This is a genomic window from Pseudomonas schmalbachii (assembly GCF_017589465.1).
Classification (GTDB): Bacteria; Pseudomonadota; Gammaproteobacteria; order Pseudomonadales; family Pseudomonadaceae; genus Pseudomonas; species Pseudomonas schmalbachii.
Genome location: NZ_JAELYA010000004.1, coordinates 322002 through 339094 on the forward strand (window position 1 = coordinate 322002; position 17093 = coordinate 339094).

Genomic DNA, 17093 nt, shown 5'->3' on the forward strand with positions numbered 1-17093 from the left:
GGTTAGGGTGAGGGGGAAGGCATCGCGCCGATGCAGGGTAGCGCGTAGGGCGGGTGCAACCCGCCAATATCGGCGCCATTTTTGGCGGGTTGCACCCGCCCTACGGAAAAAGAAAGCCCGGCATCTGCCGGGCCAAAAAGGCGACGCCGCTCGCGCCGTCGGGGAGATTTCAGGCGTTCTGCGCCAGCGCCGCCGGAGCGGGCCGAGCACCGCCATGCGCCTGCTCGTAATCCGCCCGCACCGCCTTGTACAGGCCGAACATGAACAGGATCAGCACCGCCGAGAACGGCAGGCCGGCCAGCACCACCACGGTCTGCATGGCGGTGAAGTTGCCGGCGAACAGCAGGCCGATGGTCACCAGGGTGACGATCACCGACCAGAGAATGCGCAGCCAGTTCGGCGCGTCCTCGTCGAGATCGCCGCCGGCCCGCGACAGGTTGGCGAGCATCACCGAACCGGAGTCCGCCGGGGTGAGGAACAGCACGAAGCCGACGAAGATCGACACGCCGATCACCACCTTGGCCAGCGGGTAGTGCTCCAGCAGCAGGTAGATCGACATCGACGGCTGCTCCAGCGCGGCCTTGGCCAGGTCGGTGGCGCCGTGGTTCATCACCAGGTCCATGGCGCTGTTGCCGAACACCGACAGCCAGGCGAGGGTGAAGCCCAGCGGGATCAGCAGCACGCCGCAGACCAGTTCGCGCACGGTGCGGCCCCTGGAAATACGGGCGACGAACATGCCGACGAAGGGCGCCCAGGAAATCCACCACGCCCAGTAGAACAGGGTCCACAGGCCCAGCCATTCCTCGCTCTTGCCGGCGCCGCCGCCGGTGTACACGTAGAGGTCGAAGGTCTTCAGGATCAGCCCGTTTAGGTAGTCGCCGAGGTTCTGCACGAAGCCGTTGAGCAGCTCCAGGGTCGAGCCGCAGACCAGCACGAACAGCAGCAGCGAGCTGAACAGCACGATGTTCAGGTTGGACAGCCGGCGGATGCCCTTCTCGATGCCGGACACCGCGGCCAGCGTCGCCACCACGCTCATCACCAGCAGGACGACCAGCAGGGTGGTCTTCGAATGCTCCATGCCGGTCAGGTATTCCAGCCCGGAGGACACCTGCAGCGCACCGATCCCCAGGTTGGTGACCAGGCCGAGCAGGGTGACGAAGATGCCGAAGCAGTCCACCGCGTTGCCCACCGCGCCCTTCACCCAGCGTTCGCCGAGCAGCGGGTAGAGCGCCGAGCGCAGCGCCAGCGGCTGGCGGTGGCGGTAGGCGAAGTAGCCGACGGCGAGGCCGACCAGTGCGTAGATCGCCCAGCCGTGCAGGCCCCAGTGCAGGAAGGTCAGTTGCAGCGCCTGGCGTGCCGCATGCGGCGTACCGGCGGCGCCTTCCGGCGGGTTGTAGAGGTGGTCGATGGGTTCCGACGCGGCGAAGTACAGCAGCGAGATGCCGATCCCCGAGGAGAACAGCATGCCGGCCCAGGCGCCGTAGCTGAAGTCGGGCCTGTCGTGGTCGGCGCCGAGCTTGAGCGTGCCGTAGCGCGAGAAGGCGATCCACACGACGAAGAACAGATAGGCGCCGATGGCCAGCATGTAGTACCAGCCGAAGCTGTGCGACAGCCAGACCTGGATGCGGCCGAGCAGTGCGCCGGCACCGTCGGGGAAGAGGATGAGGGCGGCGGTCAGAATCAGGATGAGGGCGGTCGAGCCGTAGAACACGACCGGATTCAGACGTACCTGCTCGTTTGTTTTTGTTGGCGAAGCAGTCATTGAGGGGGACCCCATGGCAGTGAACGCGTGGCGAAATACGCCGCAAAGCATTGCCGCCGCGCACCTCACGCCCGGATTCTGCGATCCTTGGCGGTTGGCTGGCGCGGTGATGAACGGTCCGGGCCGCTTGCACGCAAGGCTCGGGAGGTTCATGGAAGCGCAGCTTATTCTTAGTTGATTGAACGTTCAATAAAAACAAAATAGACTGGCCCAACATGACGCCGGACGGTCAGGTTCTGTCTCGTCCCGCGCAAGGAGAATCGAAATGCCAAAGGTCGGTATGCAGCCCATACGCCGCTCGCAACTGATCCACGCCACGCTGGAGGCGGTGGACCAGGTCGGCATGGGCGATGCCAGCATCGCGCTGATCGCACGTCTGGCCGGGGTGTCCAACGGCATCATCAGCCACTACTTCCAGGACAAGAACGGCCTCCTGGAGGCGACCATGCGCCACCTGATGTCGGCATTGAGCAAGGCCGTGGGCGAACGCCGCGCGACAATGCGGGACGACGATGCGCGCTCGCACCTGCGCGCGATCATCGAAGGCAACTTCGACAGCAGCCAGGTGAACGGCCCGGCGATGAAGACCTGGCTGGCCTTCTGGGCGAGCAGCATGCACCAGCCGCAGTTGCGCCGGCTGCAGCGGATCAACGACCACCGGCTGTATTCCAACCTGTGCTGCCAGTTCCGCCGCGAGTTGCCGCTCACCGAAGCGCGCGCCGCCGCCCGTGGACTGGCGGCGCTGATCGACGGCCTGTGGCTGCGCGGCGCGCTGTCCGGGGCCGACTTCGATACCGAACAGGCGTTGGCGATTGCCTACGACTATCTCGACCAACAACTGGCCAAGCGCACGGGATAGCCCGGCGCAGCCTTGCGTAGCCACACCAATATAAGAGAGGACAACATCACCATGGCCCGATTCGACGTTCAGCGGCTCTACATCGGCGGTCGTTATGTGGAAGCCACCAGCGGCGCCACTTTCGAGACCATCAACCCGGCCAATGGTGAGGTCCTCGCCCAGGTGCAGCGCGCGTCGAAGGACGACGTCGAGCGCGCCGTGGCCGCCGCCGTGGAAGGCCAGAAGGTATGGGGCGCGATGACCGCCATGCAGCGTTCGCGCATCCTCCGCCGCGCCGTGGAAATCCTCCGCCAGCGCAACGACGAGCTGGCCGAGCTGGAAACCCTCGACACCGGCAAGCCGCTGGCCGAGACCCGCTTTGTGGACATCGTCACCGGCGCCGACGTGCTGGAGTACTACGCCGGCCTGATCCCGGCCATCGAGGGCGAGCAGATCCCGCTGCGCGAGACCAGCTTCGTCTACACCCGCCGCGAGCCGCTGGGCGTGGTCGCCGGCATCGGCGCGTGGAACTACCCGATCCAGATCGCCCTGTGGAAATCAGCCCCGGCGCTGGCCGCCGGCAACGCGATGATCTTCAAGCCCAGCGAAGTCACCCCGCTGACCGCGCTGAAGCTGGCGGAAATCTACACCGAGGCCGGCGTGCCGGACGGCGTGTTCAACGTCCTCACCGGCAGCGGCCGTGAAGTCGGCCAGTGGCTGACCGAGCACCCGGTCATCGAGAAGATCTCCTTCACCGGCGGCACCTCCACCGGCAAGAAGGTCATGGCCAGCGCCTCCAGCTCGTCGCTGAAGGAAGTGACCATGGAACTGGGCGGCAAGTCGCCGCTGATCGTCTTCGACGACGCCAATCTCGACCGCGCCGCCGACATCGCCGTCATGGCCAACTTCTTCAGCTCCGGCCAGGTCTGCACCAACGGCACCCGCGTATTCATCCCGCGCGCGCTGCAGGCACGCTTCGAGGCCAAGGTGCTGGAGCGCGTGAAGCGCATCCGCATCGGCAGCCCGCAGGACGAGAACACCAACTTCGGCCCGCTGACCAGCTTCGCGCACATGGACAGCGTGCTGCGCTACATCGAGCTGGGCAAGGAAGAGAAGGCCCGCCTGCTGTGCGGCGGCGAGCGCCTGACCCAGGGCGAATTCGCCAGCGGCGCCTACGTCGCGCCCACCGTGTTCACCGACTGCCGCGACGACATGACCATCGTCCGCGAGGAAATCTTCGGCCCGGTGATGAGCATCCTCGTCTACGACACCGAGGATGAAGTCATCCGCCGCGCCAACGACACCGAATACGGCCTCGCCGCCGGCGTCGTCACCCAGGACCTGGCCCGCGCCCACCGCGCGATCCATCGCCTGGAGGCGGGCATCTGCTGGATCAACACCTGGGGCGAGTCCCCGGCCGAGATGCCGGTGGGCGGCTACAAGCAATCCGGCGTCGGTCGCGAGAACGGCCTGACCACCCTGGCTCATTACACTCGGATCAAATCCGTGCAGGTAGAGCTGGGCGACTACGCCTCGGTGTTCTAACCGCCGCGATCCGCCCCCGATAAGGCCGGTCGCAGGCCCCACTCCCTGCCACCGGCCATCCCGACTTCCAGACACCGGCGCGCACGCGTCGCGGGCGGTGTCATGCCTAGAAAAAGAGGAAGGCCCGCATGTCCCAGGAATTCGACTACATCATCATCGGCGCCGGCTCCGCCGGTAACGTGCTCGCCACCCGCCTCACCGAGGACGCCGACGTCAGCGTGCTGCTGCTGGAAGCCGGAGGCCCGGACTACCGCGCCGACTTCCGCACCCAGATGCCCGCCGCGCTGGCTTTCCCGCTGCAGGGCCGGCGCTACAACTGGGCCTACCTGACCGATCCCGAGCCGCACATGAACAACCGCCGCATGGAGTGCGGGCGCGGCAAGGGCCTGGGCGGCTCCTCGCTGATCAACGGCATGTGCTACATCCGCGGCAACGCCATGGACTTCGACGGCTGGGCGCAGGACAAGGGGCTGGAAGACTGGACCTATCTCGACTGCCTGCCGTACTTCCGCAAGGCCGAGACCCGCGATATCGGCCCGAACGATTTCCACGGCGGCGACGGCCCGGTCAGCGTGACCACGCCGAAGGCTGGCAACAACCCGCTGTTCCACGCCATGGTCGAGGCCGGCGTGCAGGCCGGCTATCCGCGCACCGAAGACCTCAACGGCTACCAGCAGGAAGGCTTCGGCCCGATGGACCGCACCGTCACCCCGCAGGGCCGTCGTTCCAGCACCGCGCGCGGCTATCTCGACCAGGCCCGCGAACGGCCGAACCTGACCATCGTCACCCACGCGCTGACCGACCGCATCCTCTTCGACGGCAAGCGCGCCATCGGCGCGACCTACCTGCAGGGCAACGACAACGCGCTGACGGAAGTCCGCGCGCGCCGCGAAGTGCTGGTCTGCTCCGGCGCCATCGCCTCGCCGCAACTGCTGCAACGCTCCGGCGTCGGCCCGGCGGCGCTGCTGCGCGACATCGGCGTGCCGGTGGTGCACGACCTGCCGGGCGTCGGCCAGAACCTCCAGGACCACCTGGAGATGTACCTGCAGTACGCCTGCAAGCAGCCGGTGTCGCTGTACCCGGCGCTGCAGTGGTGGAACCAGCCGCAGATCGGCGCGGAGTGGATGCTCAAGGGCACCGGCCTCGGCGCCAGCAACCAGTTCGAGGCCGGCGGCTTCATCCGCACGCGTCCGGAATTCGAGTGGCCGAACATCCAGTACCACTTCCTGCCGGTGGCGATTAACTACAACGGCAGCAACGCGGTGAAGGAACACGGCTTCCAGGCCCACGTCGGCTCGATGCGCTCGCCCAGCCGCGGCCGCATCAACCTGACCTCCCGCGACCCGCGCAAGCACCCGAGCATCCTGTTCAACTACATGTCCAGCGAGCAGGACTGGCAGGAGTTCCGCGACGGCATCCGCATCACCCGCGAGATCATGGCGCAGCCGGCGCTCGATCCTTATCGCGGCCGCGAACTGAGTCCGGGCATCGAGCGCAAGAGCGACGCCGAACTGGACGCCTTCGTCCGCGAACATGCGGAAACCGCCTTCCATCCGTCCTGCTCGTGCAAGATGGGCGAGGACGACATGGCGGTGGTCGACGGCCAGGGCCGCGTGCACGGCATCGACGGGCTGCGGGTGGTGGATGCGTCGATCATGCCGCTGATCATCACCGGCAACCTCAACGCCACCACCATCATGATGGCCGAGAAGATCGCCGACAAAATCCGCGGCCGCCAGCCGCTGCCGCGCAGTACGGCCGAGTACTACAAGGCCAATGGCGCGCCGGTACGCGGCAAGCCGTTGCGGGCGGTCTGAGTCGGAAAAGGCGGCCCTGTAAGACGCCTGCAACATCACAGGCGTAGAAAGCTGACTGCACCAGAGCAGATTCAGCTTCAAGGCCGCTTTCCAGGTTCAGGCAGGGGGAGGCGGTCTTTTTTTATGTCGTTCCCCCGTAGGGCGGGTGAAACCCGCCACCATCCACAACGCGCCAATATTTGGCGGGTTGCACCCGCCCTACGAGGCACGGTGTTTCGCTTGACGCCGAACAGTCCCCTCTCCCCTCGGGAGAGGGTTAGGGTGAGGGGAAACCAACTCCACCCTGTCATTTCGTCGCAAACCCCCGCACCACGCCGTCCCCGCCGGTTCCATCCGCCCCCGCCATCCGTTAATTTGAAGGCAGCCAGGCGACCGTGGGGGTAAGGCAATGGCATCGTCTCCCGTCATGGGTGACCCCTTCTATCCGCCGGTGCTGGGGGCGCCGGAGCATCTGACTGCCGAGCAGTTGCGCGCTTCGCTGGAAATCACCATGTCCGGGCACGATGGCGGGCCGGTGTGGCTGTTCGCCTACGGCTCGCTGATCTGGCGCCCGGAGTTCCCGGTCGCCGAGGCGCGTCGGGCGCGGGTGCATGGCTATCACCGGGGACTCTACCTGTGGTCGCTGACCCATCGCGGCACGCCGGAAATGCCCGGTCTGGTGCTCGGTCTCGACCGTGGCGGCTCCTGCTCCGGGTTCGCCTACCGGCTGCCCGACGACGACCTCGACGCCAACCTGTTCGCCCTCTGGCAGCGCGAGATGCCCTATGCCTCGTACCGCCCGGAATGGCTGAGCTGCCGCCTCGACGACGGCAGCCGGGTGCGCGCCCTGGGCTTCGTGCTGGAGCGGCACCTGCCGAGCTACGCCGGTTCGCTGCCGGACAGCATCGTCCAGCGCGTGTTCGACAGCGCCCACGGACATTTCGGCAGCACCCGCGACTATGTCGAGCAGACGGCGAGCGCGCTGCGTTCCTATGCCATGCCGGATTTCAAGCTGGAGGCGTTGCTGGCCCGCTGCTGTCGGTCGGCGATCAAGGAATAAGCAAAGAATTTCTTATTCCTTAACGCATGGATGAACCCCGCCTAGAATGCCCTCCATGACGATTCGCGAGGGCCGCTTCCATGCGCAACGAACGCATCCGCTACCTGATCGTGCCCGGCTGGCACGGTTCCGACGACAGCCACTGGCAGAGCCACTGGCAACGCGCCCTGCCGAACGCCACGCGGGTCGAGCAGGCCGACTGGATCACCCCGCAGCGCGCCGACTGGGTCGCCGCGCTGGACCGGGAAATCCGCCGCGAACCCGGCCGCGTGGTGCTGATCGCGCACAGCCTCGGCTGCGTCACCGTCGCCCACTGGGCGGCCCGCGCCGACCGCCGCCTGCTGGCGCAGGTCGCCGGTGCCTTGCTGGTGGCGCCGGCGGATGTCGAGCGGGACAGCTGCAACGAAGCGCTGCGCAATTTCGCGCCGATCTCCCTGCAATCGCTGCCATTTCCCAGCGTTCTGGTGGGTTCCGACAACGACCACGCCTGCAGCCCGCAGCGCGCCATGCTGCTCGGCCGCCTCTGGGGCGCGGAGACGGTGATCCTGCCGGGCGCCGGGCATATCAACGTGAAGTCCGGACATGGTGCGTGGGAGGCCGGGTTCAGGCATCTGTTCCGGTTGCAGTACCTGATCGACCAGCAGTCGCTGCGGCGGGCGTGAGGCGTTCGCCGGGGCCATCCCTGTAGGAGCGCGCCATGCGCGCGAATCGCGGGCATGGCCCGCCCGGGCGCTGTCGTGTTGCCGGTTCCCTCACCCTAACCCTCTCCCGGAGGGAGAGGGGACTGTTCCGTGTGAAGCGAAGCACCGTGCGTACCTGCCACTCCACACCAACCCCCTCTCCCTCTGGGAGAGGGCAGGGGTGAGGGGGGCCAGCAACGCAGGAACGGCCATCCCCCAAAAATCCTTGCACCATATTGCCAACCGCTCTGCCGCCCCACGTGGCCGGCTATGCTGGAGGAACTCGGCTCGACTCAAGGGATTCCCTCGCAGGCATGCTTTCCAGCCACTATCTCGGCCCGCTGCTGGTCATCGTCCAGATCCTCGGGGTGGTCGCTGCCATACATGCCGTGTTCACCGTACGCACCGCGCAGGGCGCCATCGCCTGGGCCACGTCGCTGGTGTTCATGCCGCTGCTCACCCTGCTGCCTTACCTGGCCTTCGGTCGCCGGCGTTTCGACGCCTATATCGACGCGCGCCGCGAGGCCAACGATGAGATGCGCCGCGCCGCCGCCGAGCTGGACTGGCGGCCGTGGATCGAGGAGGCCAAGGCCGCGCGGGAGGCCGACGGCTACAAGGAACTCAAGGCGATGGTCGGGCTGGCGCGGATGCCGACCCTGGCCAATAACCAGGTGCGCCTGCTGGTGGACGGCAAGGCCAGCTTCGCGGCGATCTTCGATGCGCTGGCCGCCGCGCAGAAGGTGGTCCTCCTGCAGTTCTTCATCGTCCGCGACGACCACCTCGGCCAGCGCCTGGCGCAGATTCTCCTGGAGCGCGCGGCGGCCGGGGTCGAGGTGTTCCTGCTGTACGACGCCATCGGCAGCCACGGCCTGCCCGCGCGCTACATCGAGCGCCTGCGCCAGGGCGGCGTGCAGGTGCAGGCCTTCCGCACCGGCCACGGCATGCTCAACCGCTTCCAGGTGAACTTCCGCAACCACCGCAAGATCGTCGCGGTGGACGGCGAACGCGGCTTTCTCGGCGGACTGAACGTCGGTGTCGAATACCTCGGCGAGAACCCGCGCCTGTCGCCCTGGCGCGACACCTTCGTCGAGCTGCGCGGGCCGGCGGTGGCCTGCCTGCAGGAATGCTTCGCCGAGGACTGGTTCTGGGCCACCCGCGACCTGCCGACGCTGATCCTGCCGGAGTCCTACGACAGCAGCGGCATGCTCTGCCAGGTGGTGCCCAGCGGCCCGGCGGACCCGCAGGAAACCTGCCTGCTGTTCTTCATCGAGTCGATCAACGCCGCCCGCGAGCGCATCTGGATCTCCAGCCCGTACTTCGTCCCCGACGAGGCGGTCAGCGCGGCGCTGCGGCTGGCCGTGCTGCGCGGGGTGGACGTGCGCATCCTGCTGCCGTCGCGCCCCGACCACCGCACGGTGTTCGCCGCTTCCACCCTCTACGCGCTGGACGCCGTACGCGCCGGCGTGCGGGTGTTCCGCTACCAGCCGGGCTTCCTGCACCAGAAGGTGGTGCTGATCGACCGCGACAGCGCCGCGGTGGGCAGCGCCAACCTGGACAACCGCTCGTTCCGCCTGAACTTCGAGATCATGCTGATCACCGTCGACGAGGGCTTCGCCGCCGAGGTCGAGAGCATGCTCGAAGTCGACTTCGCCCAGTCGCTGGAGGTGCGCATCGAGGACCGCAAGAGCATCCACCGCCTGCAGCAGCTCGGCATGCGCGTGGCGCGGCTGGTGTCGCCGCTGCTGTAACGGCAGCCACCCGCCACCCGAGTTGGGTGGCGCTCTCCACGGCCCCTGGTTGGTCTACTCACTCCATTCTTGCCCATGCCCGCAGGAAGGCCCGCCGGTCTCCCGCAGCGGTGCTGCGATGTCCCGATAACAAGAAAGGAGACACCATGAACCTGACGCACGGTCTGCACATCTCCATGCTGACCCAACCGGACGCGGTCGCCACCCTCTTCGGCGAGCGTCGCCGTACCTATCGCCAGTTGGGCGAGCGCGTCGCGCGGCTGGCCGGTGGCCTGCGCCAGCTGGGCGTGCAGAGCGGCGAGCGGATCGGCATGCTGGCTCTCAACTCCGACCGTTATCAGGAATACATGCTGGCCGGCTGGTGGCTCGGCGCCGTGCTCAATCCGGTGAACACCCGCTGGAGCGTGCCGGAGATCGTCTATTCGCTGGACGATTGCGATACCCGCTACCTGATCGTCGACGACCATCACCTGCCAATGATCGAAGGCATCCTCGCCACTGCCCGGCACAAGCCGCTGCTGATCCATGCCGGCGACGGCGAGGCACCGGCCGGCATGCATTCCTTCGAGCGGCTGATCGCCGGGTCGGAGCCGGTGGAAGACGCCAGCGACGGCGGCGAAGCGCTGGCGGTGATCATGTACACCGGCGGCACCACCGGCCTGCCGAAGGGCGTGATGATGTCCCACCGGGTGCTCTGGAGCGCCATGATGATGCGCATGTCGACCGTGTCCACGCCGCGCGATTCCCTCGCCCTGGTGACCTCGCCGATGTTCCATGTCGCCGGCATGGCCTATGTCGCCGGCCGCCTCATGGCCGGTGCGCCGAGCGCCTACATTCCCGGCTTCGAGCCGACCCTGGTGCTGGACACCATCCAGCGCGAGCGCATCACCGAAGCGATCCTGGTGCCGACCATGCTGCAGATGCTGCTGGCCCATCCGCGCTTCGCCGAGTACGACCTCGGCAGCCTCAGGCGCATCAGCTACGGCGCCTCGCCGATCAATGCCGCCACCCTGGAAAAGGCGATGGAAATGCTGCCGGCGGGCGTCGAGTTCCTGCACGCCTACGGCATGACCGAGAGCTGCGGCGTGGCCTCCCTGAACCCGCCGGAAAACCACGGCGCCGAAGGGCGCGCCAGCGGCCTTTATCGCTCGGCCGGCCGCGCGGTCTACGGGCTGCACCTGAAGATCGCCGACGAGCAGGGCAACGAGGTCCCGCGTGGCGAGGTCGGCGAAGTGCTGCTCAAGGGACCGTCGGTGATGCTGGGCTACTGGAACAAGCCGGAAGAAACCGCCAAGGCGCTGCGTAATGGCTGGTTTTGCACCGGCGATGCGGCCTACATGAACGAGGATGGCTACATCTTCATCGTCGACCGGGTGAAGGACATGATCGTCACCGGTGGCGAGAACGTGTACTCGGCGGAAGTCGAAAGCGCCCTGTCCAGGCACCCGGCGGTGGCCATGTGCGCGGTGATCGGCATTCCCAGCGAGGAATGGGGCGAGGCGGTGCACGCGGTGGTCACCCTCAAGCCCGGCGCCACGGCCAGCGAGGACGAGCTGCGCGCCCATTGCCGCGAATTCATCGCCAGCTACAAGTGCCCGAAGAGCGTGGAATTCCGCGACTCCATGCCGCTTTCCGGGGCAGCGAAGATTCTCAAGCGCGACCTGCGCGAACCCTATTGGAAGGGCCGGACCCGGGCGATCAACTGAGGCCCGCCGCGCCACCCTGGCCAATCCCCAATTGCCGGATCGCGGCATAGCCGCAGGCCCCGGCCATCTGAACCCAGAGGAGTAGGAAATGAGCAAGAAACTCGAAGGCAAGGTCGCCCTGGTCACCGGCTCCGGCCGTGGTATCGGTCGCGAGGTCGCCGTGCAGCTGGCCGCCTACGGCGCCAGGCTGGTGATCAACGATCTCGACCAGGCTCCGGCCGACGAAGTGGTTGCGGAAATCCGCGCCGCTGGCGGTGAAGCCGTCGCCTGCGTGGGCAGCGTGACCGCCGCCGACTTCGCCGAGCGCTTCGTCAAGACCGCCGTCGAGAGCTTCGGCGGCATCGACATCATCATCAACAATGCCGGCTTCACCTGGGACAACGTGATCCAGAAGATGAGCGACGAGCAGTGGGCCGCCATCATCGACTGCCACCTGACTGCGCCGTTCCGCATCCTGCGCGCCGCCCAGCCGATCATCAGCGCCGCCGCCAAGGCCGAAGCCGCCGAAGGCCGCGAAGTGTTCCGCAAGGTGGTCAACATCTCCTCCGGCGCCGCCGGCGGTAACGCCGGCCAGACCAACTACTCCTCGGCCAAGGCCGGCATCCTCGGCATGACCAAGACCCTGGCCAAGGAGTGGGGCCGCCTGAAGGTCAACGTCAACGCCGTCGCCTTCGGCCTGATCGACACCCGCCTGACCCAGGCGCTGGCCGGCGACGACAGCAAGACCGTCAATATCGAAGGCCGCGAGATCAAGGTCGGCGTGCAGCAGGCGCGTCTCGACGCCGCCAGCACCACCATCCCGCTGGGCCGTCCGGGCAAGGCGGAAGAGGCGGCCGGTGCGGTGGTACTGTTCTGCCTGCCGGAGTCGAACTACCTGTCCGGCCAGACCCTGTACTGTGGTGGCGGCCCGGGCAGCAACTTCTAAGCTGCCAGCTACGCCTTTCGCGCGGCGCCCGTCCGGGGCCGTGCGAACCTCGACGAACTTCCCTGCCGTTGCGCCGGCAGGTTTCCCCCAGCAAGCCAGGATGACGAACGAGATGACCCTGACAACCATCGAGCTTTCCATCGACAACGGCCTGGCCAGGCTGGTGATGGCCCGTCCCGAACGCAAGAACGCGCTCAACCTGCAGATGTTCGCCGAGCTGCTCGACACCCTGAACGGCCTGCGCCGCAACCCCGAGGTGAAGGCCGTGCTGTTGACCGGTTCCGGCAGCGATTTCTGCTCCGGCGGCGACGTCGGCAACATGCAGGGCGCCCAGGCGACGGCCTCCGACGTGCGCAAGCGCATGGAAGAGAACAACCGCCTGCTGCTGGCCATGGCCGATTTCGACAAGCCGATCATCGCCGCGGTGGATGGCGTGGCCTTCGGCGCCGGCTTCAGCGTCGCCCTGGCCGCCGACTTCATCATCGCCTCGGAGCGCGCGCGCTTCTGCATGGCCTTCGCCCGACTCGGCCTGGCGCCGGACCTCGGCGCGTCCTACACCCTGCCGCGCATCGTCGGCCTGCAGAAGGCCAAGGAAATCCTCTATTCCGCCCGCGAGATTCCGGCGCAGGAAGCCCAGCAACTCGGCATCGCCCTCGAAGTGCTGCCGGCGGAGCAGCTGCATGCCCGCGCCGAGGAACTGGCGCGCGCCATGGCCAACCTGTCGCCCGTCGCCTTCGGCATGACCAAGCGCCTGCTGGCGCGCTCGCTGGAGAACGACCTGGCCGCCCAGCTGGACGGCGAAGCCAGCGCCCAGGCGGTGGCCCTGACTTCCACCTACCTGGCCGAGGCCTCGGCACGCTTCATGCGCAAGGAGCCGCCGCTGTTCCAGTGGCCGCCGGTGCGGAAACCGGACGGCGCGGCGTGAGTCGCGCCAACCGGCCCCGGGGAACATCTTCACCACCCGATACTGGTGGTAAATCCATACGCAATTTCCGGCATCGTCCAGTCATCGACAGGCGCATACCGGCTGGGCATCGATTGCCAGCGCCGGCGCAGAACCACGAGGCAGCAGAACAATGAAAACCCGTATCACGGAAATGCTCGGCATCCAGTACCCGATCATCCAGGGCGGCATGATGTGGGTCGGCCGCGCCGAGATGGCCGCGGCGGTCTCCAACGCCGGCGGCCTGGGCATCCTCACCGCGCTGACCCAGCCGACCCCCGAGGACCTGGCGCGCGAGATCGAGCGCTGCCGTTCGATGACCGACAAGCCGTTCGGCGTGAACATCACCATGCTGCCGTCGATCAACCCGCCGCCCTACGGCAAGTACCTCGACGTGGTCATCGAGAGCGGCGTGAAGATCCTCGAAACCGCCGGCAACCCCGGCGAGCACATCGCCCGGGCCAAGGCCGCCGGCCTCAAGGTGATCCACAAGTGCGTGGCCATCCGCCATGCGCTGAAGGCGCAGAGCCTGGGCGTCGATGCGGTGTCCATCGACGGTTTCGAATGCGCCGGCCACCCGGGTGAGGACGACGTTCCCGGCCTGGTGCTGATCCCGCTGGCGTCCCGTGCGCTGGATATCCCGGTGATCGCCTCCGGCGGCATCGCCGACGGCCGCGGCATGGCCGCCGCCATGGCGCTGGGCGCCGAGGGCGTGAACATGGGCACGCGCTTCTGCGCCACGCAAGAAGCGCCGATCCACGAGAACATCAAGCAGGCGCTGGTCGATGCCAGCGAGCGCGATACCCACCTGATCTTCCGCACCCTGCACAACACCGCGCGGGTGCTGAAGAACTCCATCTCCGACGAAGTGGTCGGCATCGAGCGCAAGGGCGGCGCCAAGTTCGAGGACATCCGCCACCTGGTCGCCGGCGCCCGCGGCCGCGCCGCGCTGGAAGCCGGCGAGCCGAACGACGGCATCGTCACCGCCGGCCAGTGCGTCGGCCTGATCAACGACATCCCGACCTGCGCCGAGCTGCTCGAACGCATGGTCGCCGAGTGCCGCGAACGCCTGCGCGTCGCCGCCGCCTGGGCGGAGTGACGGCCGTGGTTTCGTAGGGTGGACGTCGTCTTCTCACGTCCATCATGGTGCTGGCCGGATGGGGAATCGCGATGCCTCCCCCCTCACCCTAACCCTCTCCCGAAGGGAGAGGGGATTGTTTGGAGTTGCCGGTTGGTACGGCATGCAACCCAACTCCGTTGCGCCCCCTCTCCCTTCGGGAGAGGGCTGGGGTGAGGGAGCCGGCAACGCACAGTTTCGTAGGGTGGACGTCGTCTTTTCACGTCCACCATGGCGCCGGCCGGATGGTGGAAAAGCTTCGCGTTTTCCACCCTACGTCTACGTTCGGGATGAGGCGTCGCGATGCCTCCCCTGACCCTCTCCCGGAGGGAGAGGGGATTGTTTGGAGTTGCCGGTTGGCACGGCATGCAACCCAACTCCGTTGCGCCCCCTCTCCCTCTGGGAGAGGGCTGGGGTGAGGGAGCCGGCAACGCACAGTTTCGTAGGGTGGACGTCATCTTTTCACGTCCACCATGGTGCCGGCCGGATGGTGGAAAGGCGGGGCGGCCATCCGTTTCGCGTTTTCCACCCTACGTCTAACGATGCCTGGGTGCCCGGGGGCACACATGGAGGAACGCGCGGTGGATTTCAGATTCAGCGATGAGCAACAGATGCTGCGCGACATGCTCGCGCGCTATCTGGACGAACAGTACGGCTTCGACAAACGCATGGCGGCCGTGGGTTCGGCGCAGGGCTGGCGTCCGGAGTGCTGGCAGGCCTTCGCCGGCGAGCTGGGCATTCTCGCCGCCGCCTTCCCCGAGTCGTTCGGCGGTCTCGGCGGCGGTGCCATCGAGAACCAGATCGTCATGGAAGCCTTCGGCCGTTCCCTGGTGCTGGAGCCGTACCTGTCCACCGTGGTGCTCGGCGGCGGGCTGCTCAAGCACGCCGGCGGCGAGCTGGCCGAACGGATCATTCCCGCCATCGTGGCCGGCGACGTGCGTATTGCCTGGGCGCAGGGCGAGGCCGGCAGCCGGCATTGCCTGCACGATATCGACGTCCGCGCGCGGCGCTCTGGCGATGCCTACGTACTGAGCGGCCACAAGACCGTGGTGCTCGGCGCGCCGTGGGCGACCCACCTGCTGGTGACTGCGCGCACGTCCGGCGAACGCCGCGACCGCGACGGCATCAGCCTGCTGCTGGTCGAGCGGAACGCCGCCGGCATTCGCACCCAGGATTACCCCACCGTCGATGGCGGACGGGCCTCGGAAGTCTGGTTCGACGATGTCCGCGTGCCGGCTTGCGCACTGATCGGTGAGCAGGACAACGGCCTGCCGCTGCTCGAAACGGTATTCGACGAGGCCGTGCTGGCGCTGTGCGCCGAGGCGGTCGGGGTGATGCAGAAGATGCTCGCCGACACCATCGCCTACGCGAAGGAGCGCAAGCAGTTCGGCGTGCCGATCGGTTCGTTCCAGGCCCTGCAGCACCGCATGGTCGACATGCATATCCACATCGAACAGGCCTCGGCGCTGACCTGGCTGGCGGCCATGCAGCTCGATGCCCCGGCGCGCGAACGCGCACGGGCCGCCAGCGCCGCCAAGGTGCGGGTCGGCAGGGCGCTCAAGGCCGTCGGCCAGGGCGCGGTGCAGATCCATGGCGGCATGGGCATCACCGAGGAACTGGCGGTGGGGCACTACTTCAAGCGCGCGACCGTGATCGAGCAGCAGTTCGGTTCGGTCGATCATCACCTGCGCCGTTACGCCGGGCTGGCCGGGGAGGTTTCCCATGAATCTTGAGTATTCCGCCGGGGAGCAGCGCTTCCGCGAGGAAGTCCGCGCCTGGATCGACGAGGCCTACGACGCCGAACTGCGCGAGATGATGGCGCAGTCGAAGAATGGCTACCTGGACAAGGAAGGCCAGCGCTGCTGGCAGAAGAAGCTGCATGCGCGCGGCTGGGCCGCACCGGACTGGCCGGCCGAATACGGCGGCCCGGGCTGGACGCCGACCGAGCGCTTCCTGTTCCAGAGCGAGATCGCCGCGGCCGGCTGCCCACGGGTTGTGCCCATGGGGCTGAAGATGGTCGCCCCGGTGATCATGCGTTTCGGCACCGAGCTGCAGAAGGCGCGCTTCCTGCCGCCGACCCTGTCGTCCGACATCTTCTGGTGCCAGGGCTATTCCGAGCCCGGCTCGGGCTCCGATCTGTCGTCGCTGCAGATGAAGGCGGTGCGCGACGGCGACCACTACGTGCTGAACGGCTCGAAGATCTGGACCACCCACGCGCAGTGGGCCGACTGGATGTTCTGCCTGGTGCGCACCAGCCGCGACGGCAGCAAGCAGGCGGGGATTTCCTTCCTGCTGGTGGAGATGAAGACGCCGGGCATCACGGTCGATCCGCTGCCGCTGCTGGACGGGCCGATGCCCGGCGAGCAGGAGGTCAACCAGGTGTTCTTCGAGGACGTGCGCGTCCCTCTGGAGAACCTGATCGGCGAGGAAGGCCAGGGCTGGACCTGCGCCAAGTACCTGCTGGAGTTCGAACGCGGCGGCGCCTACGGCCCGACGCTGCGCTACCAGCTGGAGAAGGTCCGGCAGATCGCCGCCCGGCAGCCGGCCGACGATGGTGGCCGGCTGATCGACGACGCGAGTTTCCGCCGCAAGCTGCTGGAGCTGGAAATCCAGGTCGAGGCGGTGGATGCCGCCGAACTGCGGCTGTTCTCCGGCGTCAGCTCCGGGGCCTCGATCGGCGCCGCGTCGAGCATGGTCAAGCTGGCCGGCACGGAAACCCTGCAGGCGATCAGCGAGCTGGCGGTGGAGGCGGTCGGGCCGCAGGGCTGGCCGTTCATCCGCGACACCTGGGCCGAAGTCCAGGGCCGCGCCGCCGCGCCGCGTCCCGGTCCGGATTACGCCGGGGCGCTGCTGCCGCGCTACTTCAACTACCGCAAGACGTCGATCTACGGCGGCTCCAGCGAGATCCAGCGCAACATCATCGCCAAGCAGGTGCTGGGCCTGTAGGGCGCACTTTTCCGAGGTATTCCCATG

The 17093-nt window shown here is 67.4% G+C and carries 13 protein-coding genes; 12 read left to right on the forward strand and 1 reads right to left on the reverse strand.

What is annotated here, in order from left to right; all coding sequences use genetic code 11:
* Positions 1–169: 169 nt before the first annotated feature.
* Positions 170–1711 (reverse strand): BCCT family transporter, encoded by a 1542-nt coding sequence (locus JFY56_RS12670; RefSeq protein WP_208314280.1) that lies wholly within the window; start codon positions 1709–1711, stop codon positions 170–172.
* 316 nt (positions 1712–2027) lie between these two features.
* Here JFY56_RS12670 and betI point away from each other — a divergent pair, with 316 nt between their 5' ends.
* The 12 genes from betI to JFY56_RS12730 all read left to right on the forward strand — a co-directional run bounded on the left by betI (position 2028) and on the right by JFY56_RS12730 (position 17066).
* Positions 2028–2621, forward strand: a complete 594-nt coding sequence (betI, locus tag JFY56_RS12675) for a transcriptional regulator BetI (protein ID WP_208314109.1) — start codon at positions 2028–2030, stop codon at positions 2619–2621.
* A gap of 51 nt (positions 2622–2672) precedes the next feature.
* Positions 2673–4145 (forward strand): betaine-aldehyde dehydrogenase, encoded by a 1473-nt coding sequence (betB, locus tag JFY56_RS12680; protein ID WP_208314110.1) that lies wholly within the window; start codon positions 2673–2675, stop codon positions 4143–4145.
* A gap of 128 nt (positions 4146–4273) precedes the next feature.
* Positions 4274–5962: a choline dehydrogenase gene (betA, locus tag JFY56_RS12685; RefSeq protein WP_208314111.1), complete on the forward strand. Its 1689-nt coding sequence runs from the start codon at positions 4274–4276 to the stop codon at positions 5960–5962.
* Between the two features lie 388 nt (positions 5963–6350).
* Positions 6351–7001, forward strand: coding sequence for a gamma-glutamylcyclotransferase (locus JFY56_RS12690; RefSeq protein ID WP_208314112.1), 651 nt, complete (start codon positions 6351–6353; stop codon positions 6999–7001).
* A gap of 80 nt (positions 7002–7081) precedes the next feature.
* Entirely contained in the window at positions 7082–7663 is a 582-nt protein-coding gene (locus JFY56_RS12695; protein WP_208314113.1) for an alpha/beta hydrolase, read from the forward strand.
* Positions 7664–7995: 332 nt separating this feature from the next.
* On the forward strand, positions 7996–9429 hold the full coding sequence (cls, locus tag JFY56_RS12700; RefSeq protein WP_208314114.1) for a cardiolipin synthase: 1434 nt from the start codon (positions 7996–7998) through the stop codon (positions 9427–9429).
* Positions 9430–9575: 146 nt separating this feature from the next.
* Positions 9576–11135, forward strand: a complete 1560-nt coding sequence (locus tag JFY56_RS12705) for a long-chain-fatty-acid--CoA ligase (protein WP_208314115.1) — start codon at positions 9576–9578, stop codon at positions 11133–11135.
* An 88-nt stretch (positions 11136–11223) separates the two neighbouring features.
* Entirely contained in the window at positions 11224–12060 is an 837-nt protein-coding gene (locus JFY56_RS12710) for an SDR family NAD(P)-dependent oxidoreductase (RefSeq protein ID WP_208314116.1), read from the forward strand.
* Between the two features lie 112 nt (positions 12061–12172).
* Positions 12173–12985, forward strand: coding sequence for an enoyl-CoA hydratase/isomerase family protein (locus JFY56_RS12715; protein WP_236032585.1), 813 nt, complete (start codon positions 12173–12175; stop codon positions 12983–12985).
* Positions 12986–13136: 151 nt separating this feature from the next.
* On the forward strand, positions 13137–14102 hold the full coding sequence (locus tag JFY56_RS12720) for an NAD(P)H-dependent flavin oxidoreductase (protein ID WP_208314117.1): 966 nt from the start codon (positions 13137–13139) through the stop codon (positions 14100–14102).
* Positions 14103–14701: 599 nt separating this feature from the next.
* Positions 14702–15853 (forward strand): acyl-CoA dehydrogenase family protein, encoded by a 1152-nt coding sequence (locus JFY56_RS12725; protein WP_208314118.1) that lies wholly within the window; start codon positions 14702–14704, stop codon positions 15851–15853.
* Entirely contained in the window at positions 15843–17066 is a 1224-nt protein-coding gene (locus JFY56_RS12730; protein ID WP_208314119.1) for an acyl-CoA dehydrogenase family protein, read from the forward strand. Before JFY56_RS12725 ends, JFY56_RS12730 begins: the two co-directional genes overlap by 11 nt.
* The last annotated feature ends 27 nt before the right edge of the window (positions 17067–17093 follow it).

Bases quoted from the DNA above. Each gene is read 5' to 3' on its own strand.
- betI (WP_208314109.1), top strand. From the start codon at position 2,028: ATGCCAAAGGTCGGTATGCAGCCCATACGCCGCTCGCAACTGATCCAC.
- betB (WP_208314110.1), top strand. From the start codon at position 2,673: ATGGCCCGATTCGACGTTCAGCGGCTCTACATCGGCGGTCGTTATGTG.
- betA (WP_208314111.1), top strand. From the start codon at position 4,274: ATGTCCCAGGAATTCGACTACATCATCATCGGCGCCGGCTCCGCCGGT.
- JFY56_RS12690 (WP_208314112.1), top strand. From the start codon at position 6,351: ATGGCATCGTCTCCCGTCATGGGTGACCCCTTCTATCCGCCGGTGCTG.
- JFY56_RS12695 (WP_208314113.1), top strand. From the start codon at position 7,082: ATGCGCAACGAACGCATCCGCTACCTGATCGTGCCCGGCTGGCACGGT.
- cls (WP_208314114.1), top strand. From the start codon at position 7,996: ATGCTTTCCAGCCACTATCTCGGCCCGCTGCTGGTCATCGTCCAGATC.
- JFY56_RS12705 (WP_208314115.1), top strand. From the start codon at position 9,576: ATGAACCTGACGCACGGTCTGCACATCTCCATGCTGACCCAACCGGAC.
- JFY56_RS12710 (WP_208314116.1), top strand. From the start codon at position 11,224: ATGAGCAAGAAACTCGAAGGCAAGGTCGCCCTGGTCACCGGCTCCGGC.
- JFY56_RS12715 (WP_236032585.1), top strand. From the start codon at position 12,173: ATGACCCTGACAACCATCGAGCTTTCCATCGACAACGGCCTGGCCAGG.
- JFY56_RS12720 (WP_208314117.1), top strand. From the start codon at position 13,137: ATGAAAACCCGTATCACGGAAATGCTCGGCATCCAGTACCCGATCATC.
- JFY56_RS12730 (WP_208314119.1), top strand. From the start codon at position 15,843: ATGAATCTTGAGTATTCCGCCGGGGAGCAGCGCTTCCGCGAGGAAGTC.